The following is a 475-nucleotide window of genomic DNA, read 5'->3' on the forward strand; positions in this document are numbered from 1 at the left end:
GAGCTATGTGACCTACGTTTTCCAGGCGTACTTCGGCTACTCGAAGGGCAAGGCCCACAAGCTCATGCTCGACGTGCACCAGAAGGGCCGTGCCGTCGTCTCCAGCGGGAGCCGTGAGGAGATGGAGCGCGACGTCCAGGCCATGCACGGCTACGGGCTGTGGGCCACCCTCACCCAGGACCGTAACTAGCCCCTGGCGCCCCTCGCCCCGACCGCTGTCCTGCCCCGTCCGTTCCAACATCGGAGAATCCATGGCCGGCCATTTCGAGGCCACCCCGGGCGGCGGCGCGGCCGTCGCGCTCGACGAGGTCGAGATCTCGATCCTGCGCTCCCTCGCCGTGCAGCTGCTCGAACTGATCGGCCCGGGCGACACGCCCGCCGAGGGCGAGGACCCGCTCGCCGCGCTCTTCGCCGAGGGCCCCAGCAAGCCGCCTTCCGACCCGGCCCTGGCCCGGCTCTTCCCGGACGCCTACGG

General features: G+C 70.5%; 2 protein-coding genes. Both read left to right on the top strand.

The features are described 5' to 3' along the window. The coding region (gene clpS / locus RM572_RS28980; RefSeq protein WP_311676335.1) for an ATP-dependent Clp protease adapter ClpS at positions 1 to 190 on the top strand (190 nt) is incomplete at its 5' end. Between the two features lie 61 nt (positions 191 to 251). Further along, a partial coding sequence (locus tag RM572_RS28985; RefSeq protein WP_311676336.1) for a DUF2017 family protein occupies positions 252 to 475 on the top strand: 224 nt, incomplete at its 3' end.

Origin of the sequence: Streptomyces hazeniae (genome assembly GCF_031845485.1) — a bacterium.
In the GTDB taxonomy this organism is placed as follows: domain Bacteria; phylum Actinomycetota; class Actinomycetes; order Streptomycetales; family Streptomycetaceae; genus Streptomyces; species Streptomyces hazeniae.